Source organism: Nocardia sp. NPDC058497 (assembly GCF_042720195.1).
Taxonomy (GTDB): Bacteria; Actinomycetota; Actinomycetes; order Mycobacteriales; family Mycobacteriaceae; genus Nocardia.
This window is the reverse complement of the sequence record NZ_JBHXMY010000502.1, coordinates 1-4,364: the sequence shown is the minus strand read 5'-3', so window position 1 is coordinate 4,364 and position 4,364 is coordinate 1. Positions and strand designations below refer to the sequence as shown.

4 protein-coding genes are annotated in these 4,364 nt (G+C 70.0%); 3 read left to right on the top strand and 1 reads right to left on the bottom strand.

Going from position 1 to position 4,364, the window contains the following annotated elements:
* Positions 1-253: 253 nt before the first annotated feature.
* Together ACFWPJ_RS25910 and ACFWPJ_RS25905 are read left to right on the top strand one after the other, a co-directional pair.
* Positions 254-1,804 (top strand): alkaline phosphatase D family protein, encoded by a 1,551-nt coding sequence (locus ACFWPJ_RS25910; RefSeq protein ID WP_378855036.1) that lies wholly within the window; start codon positions 254-256, stop codon positions 1,802-1,804.
* A gap of 51 nt (positions 1,805-1,855) precedes the next feature.
* The gene (locus ACFWPJ_RS25905) at positions 1,856-3,127 is read left to right on the top strand and encodes an FAD-dependent oxidoreductase (RefSeq protein WP_378855034.1); all 1,272 of its coding nucleotides are present in this window, start codon (positions 1,856-1,858) and stop codon (positions 3,125-3,127) included.
* Positions 3,128-3,131: 4 nt separating this feature from the next.
* Here ACFWPJ_RS25905 and ACFWPJ_RS25900 read toward each other — a convergent pair whose 3' ends face one another.
* Complete coding sequence (locus ACFWPJ_RS25900; protein WP_378855032.1) at positions 3,132-3,716, bottom strand: TetR/AcrR family transcriptional regulator; 585 nt, start codon at positions 3,714-3,716, stop codon at positions 3,132-3,134.
* Positions 3,717-3,744: 28 nt separating this feature from the next.
* On the opposite strand from ACFWPJ_RS25900, the gene ACFWPJ_RS25895 reads away from it, so the two are divergent.
* Entirely contained in the window at positions 3,745-4,266 is a 522-nt protein-coding gene (locus ACFWPJ_RS25895; protein ID WP_378855030.1) for a hypothetical protein, read from the top strand.
* Positions 4,267-4,364 lie beyond the last annotated feature (98 nt).

Genomic DNA, 4,364 nt, shown 5'->3' with positions numbered 1-4,364 from the left:
ATTCTACACACCCCTGTGGCCCCCGCGCCGCGCACACCCAGCCCCCGCGCGCGGTGTCCGAGCCACGACTGCTTCTGCGGCGCGTTGTCCAGCCTGGCCACCGCTCCTGCTCGGACAACCGACAGCCGCAGTCGGACTCTCCGGAAACCGGTGGCAAAGTACTGGCCCCACGGGGCGATTCGTACGGCACCGTTCACGCGGCGTTGCCACGGCCGCGTCCCGCGGTTCCGACCGGCATTGCACCGTGCAACCTATGGCTCGTTCGGATTTCGCGATGTCCCGGCGCACCCTGTTGGGCTCCACCGCCGTCGGTCTGGTGACCGCACCCGCCCTGGCCGCGTGCGGTGACCGTCCCGGCCTGGTCCGGGCCAGGCCGACGCTCACCCATGGCGTCGCCGTCGGTGACCCGCGCAGCGACGGCGCGCTGATCTGGGCGCGTTCGGACCGGCCCGCGACGCTGGTCGTGGAGACCGCGGCGACCGAGAAGTTCAGTGACGTCACACGATTCACCGGTCCCCTGCTCACCCCGGCCACCGACGGCACCGGCCGGATCCGTGTCAACGGCCTGCCCGCGGGCGAGCTGGTGCACTACCGGGTCCGCCTCGACGGCGAGGACGGCGCGAGCTCGGAGACGGTGACCGGCGTCTTCCGCACCGCGCCGACCGCACCCGCCGACATCAGGCTGCAGTGGTCCGGTGACGTCGCGGGCCAGGGTTTCGGCATCAATCCGGACCTGGGCGGCATGAAGGTCTTCGCCACCATGGCCGCCCGCGACCCACATCTGTTCCTGCACTCCGGCGACTGCGTCTATGCCGACAACGCGCTGAAGGAGTCGGTGACGCTGCCCGACGGCCGGGTCTGGAAGAACATCACCGCCGAGGCCAAGAACGCGCCCGCCGAGACCCTCGACCAGTTCCGCGGCAACTACGCCTACAACCTCACCGACGACAACTACCGCCGCTTCAACGCCGCCGTCGCCCAGATCGTCCAGTGGGACGACCACGAGACCACCAACAACTGGTATCCCGGCGGCACGGTCGCCGCCGACAAGGGCTACACCGAGCGAAGCATGGACACCCTGGCCGCGCGCTCGTGGCAGGCCTTCCACGAGTGGATGCCGCTGGAGCCGTCGGAAGCCGTCGACGGCAGGCTGTATCGCAAGATCGCCTACGGCCCGCTGCTGGACGTGTTCGTCCTCGACATGCGCGCCTACAAGGACGCCAACGGCGCCAACACCGCACCGCAGGGCTCGGTCCTGGGCGCCGCGCAGACCACCTGGCTCATCGACGGCCTGCGGGAGTCGAAGGCCACCTGGAAGATCGTCGCCGCCGACCTGCCGCTTGGCGTGATCGTCCCCGACGGCAAGACCGCCTTCGAGGGCCCCGCCAACGCCGCCCCCGGCGCACCGTCGGGCCGCGAAACCGAGATCGCCCAGGTGCTCTCGGCGATCAAGGCGAACAAGGTCGCCGATGTCGTCTGGCTCACCGCCGACGTGCATTACACCGCCGCGCACCACTACTCGCCCGCCCGCGCGGCCTTCGCCGATTTCGACGAGTTCTGGGAGTTCGTCTCCGGCCCGCTCAACGCGGGCGCGTTCGGCCCCAACGACCTCGACCCGACCTTCGGGCCCGAGGCGGTGTTCGTGCACGCACCGCCCGCACCCAACACCTCACCGCTGGACGCGCAGTACCAGCATTTCGGTGAGGTCCGCATCGACGGGCGCTCCGGCGAACTCACGGTCGACCTGTGCGACGCGACCGGAAAAGTCCTGTTCAGCAAGCAGCTCGCCCCTGCCCGGAAATAGCTGCGAGGTACCGTGCGCAAGAATCGCCGAGCTGTGGTTAGCTATGCGGTCATGGGCACGCCGCACACCGTTATCTCCGAAGAATATCTCCCCCGGGACACTGCGGATGTCGTTCGCACTGTGCGTGATTCGCGTGATCGTTCGGAACGGCTGACGGTTCGCGGCGGCGAGCAGACCGAAGAGTCCTATGGCCTGACCGATCAGCGCGCGGTGCTCTCGCTGCGCAAGATGAACTCGGTGCTCGACATCAACCTGGGCAGGCGCACCGTCCGCGTGCAGGCGGGCGCCAAGCTCTCCGAGATCGATCGCCGCCTCGGCGCGCACGGTCTGGGCCTGCCCGTTGTCGGCGATCACCGCGACATCACCGCGGGCGGTTTCGCCTCCGTCGGTGGCGTCAGCACCGCCTCGCATCGCTACGGCATGTTCATCGACCAGATCGTCGACCTCGAGTACGTCGACCCCGACGGCCGGATCGGCACCTGCGGGCGCGGCCACCACACCGAGCGGTTCCACCGCATCCTCGGCGCGGGCGGCCGGGCCGGCATCATCACCGCGCTGACCCTCGACGTCGTCGAGGTCGACAAGGACCACACCTGGCTCACCACCGACGCCGACCGGTTCCTCGACTTCGATTCCTTCGTCGAGCACGCCACCACCGAGATCACCAACCCCGGCAGCGCGGCGCTGCAGGTCGGCCGCTGGGTCGACACCGCGCCGCTGAAGGTGGCGCGCCCCGTCGGCACCGGCCAGGTCACCCTCGGCGCCGTCCGCTTCGGCCAATGGTCCAGCCTCTACCCGACCGCCCCCACCCGCGGCCTGCGGGCCCGGCGCGAGGTCGGCACCCGCACCCGGAAGTCGCTGGGCGCCATCGCCTCCGCCGCGGGCGGCCGCGCGGGCATGCCGGTGCGCAATGCCGCGGCGGGCGCGCTGATGTTCGCGCCGAAGGTGCTCACCATGCGCGACGCGGAGTACCTGGCCGACACCGTCATCAGCTCCTCCGAGCGCGGTCCCGCCTACCGGGTGGGCGTGTTCGCGCCGCTGGCCAACTACGGTTCGGTGTTCTACGGCCTGCACGACCTGTTCGCCGACCACCGCGAACGCACCGGCTGCTTCACCGTCATCTCCGCGATGACCTACGGCGTGCGCTCCCCGTACCTGCGCGCCGAAGCCGCCGCCCGCGGCCTCGCCCCCGCCGACTACGGCCTGATCACCTTCACCTGCCGCCTGCGCCCCTCGGCCCTGCCCTCGGAGCAGCTGCGCGAGATCGTCGCCGGCATCGACGACATCTGCCGCTCGGAGCAGGCCCTGCGCTACAGCGTGTAGCGCCTCACCGGTCGCCGAGGGCGAGAATACCCTCGGCCGCCGCGACGACGATCTCGTCGAGGACGTCGGGCACCGCTGCGCCGATGTGCGGTCGCACCAGCCCGTAGGGCGCTTGGACCACCGCGGCCCGCACCAGCGTGACCAGCCGCGCGTCCCGCCTGCCGTAGCGCTGCTCGGCGAGCCGGTCCAGTGTCGCCCACACCTGATCGTTCACCGTCGCGACCTCTGCCCGTAGATCGGCGGGTGCGGCCTGCACCAGCTCCGCGTGCCGGAACAGCATCATCGCGCGGGCATCGGCCGGATGCGCCCGGCAGTAGCGCGGGATATGCACCGCGCACGCGCGCAACGCCGCTCGGACATCCGGCTGGTGCGCGGCGGCGAGGTAGCCCTCGTGGAACCGGCGGATCGAGCGCAGCCACAGGGCGATCATCAGATGGTCCCGGGACGGGAAGCGGTGATACACCGAGCCGGTCGGCGCGCCGATCATCGCCGCGGCCTGGGCCACGGACGCGGTGGATCCGTGTGCGAGCACGGCGTCGCGGGCCGCGTCCAGGAGTTCCTCATTGCCGAATTTCGCAGGTCTTGCCACGGTGTCAGCCTATCGCTAATTTTAGAATATGCATTCTAGAATCGCTCCTCTAAAACAGGACGTGCCGTCGTGGGCCGTGGTCGCGGCCTGGATCTGCGTGGCGGCCGCGCTACCGACCGTGGTGTGGCGCGGTCTGCTCGGATTCGGATTCGAACTCGGCACCCCGGCGGCCTGGCGCGCCGAACAGATGATTCCGGGCGAAGGCACCGCCTACGTACTCGGTCTGTCCATCGCCGAACTACTCGCCGCGCTATTGGCGTTGCGCCTGGTCCATCCCCGCGGTGACGTGGTCCCCCGCTGGAGCCCCATCTCGCCCGGCCGCCGCGCGCCCATCGCCCTGGTCTCCACCATCGCGCTCACCGGCGCCGTCATCCTGATCGCCCTGTGCGCGATGAGCATCGACAACTGGTCCGGCGTCGACCCCTTCGGCGGCGAACCCGAATCGGCGTGGAGCAAGATCTCCGATGCCTGCTATCTCGCGGTGCTGGCATGGCCACCGGCGCTGATCGTCACGGTGGCCGGCTATATCAGCAGCCGCCGCATCACCTGAGCGGCCCAGCTCCCCGCGAAACGCGAAACGACCCGATACCGGCGCGACAGCGCGAGTATCGGGTCGTTGTCGTGTGTTCGAACGAGTGCTTATCCGCG

Bases quoted from the DNA above. Each gene is read 5' to 3' on its own strand.
- ACFWPJ_RS25895 (WP_378855030.1), top strand. From the start codon at position 3,745: ATGCATTCTAGAATCGCTCCTCTAAAACAGGACGTGCCGTCGTGGGCC.
- ACFWPJ_RS25910 (WP_378855036.1), top strand. From the start codon at position 254: ATGGCTCGTTCGGATTTCGCGATGTCCCGGCGCACCCTGTTGGGCTCC.
- ACFWPJ_RS25905 (WP_378855034.1), top strand. From the start codon at position 1,856: ATGGGCACGCCGCACACCGTTATCTCCGAAGAATATCTCCCCCGGGAC.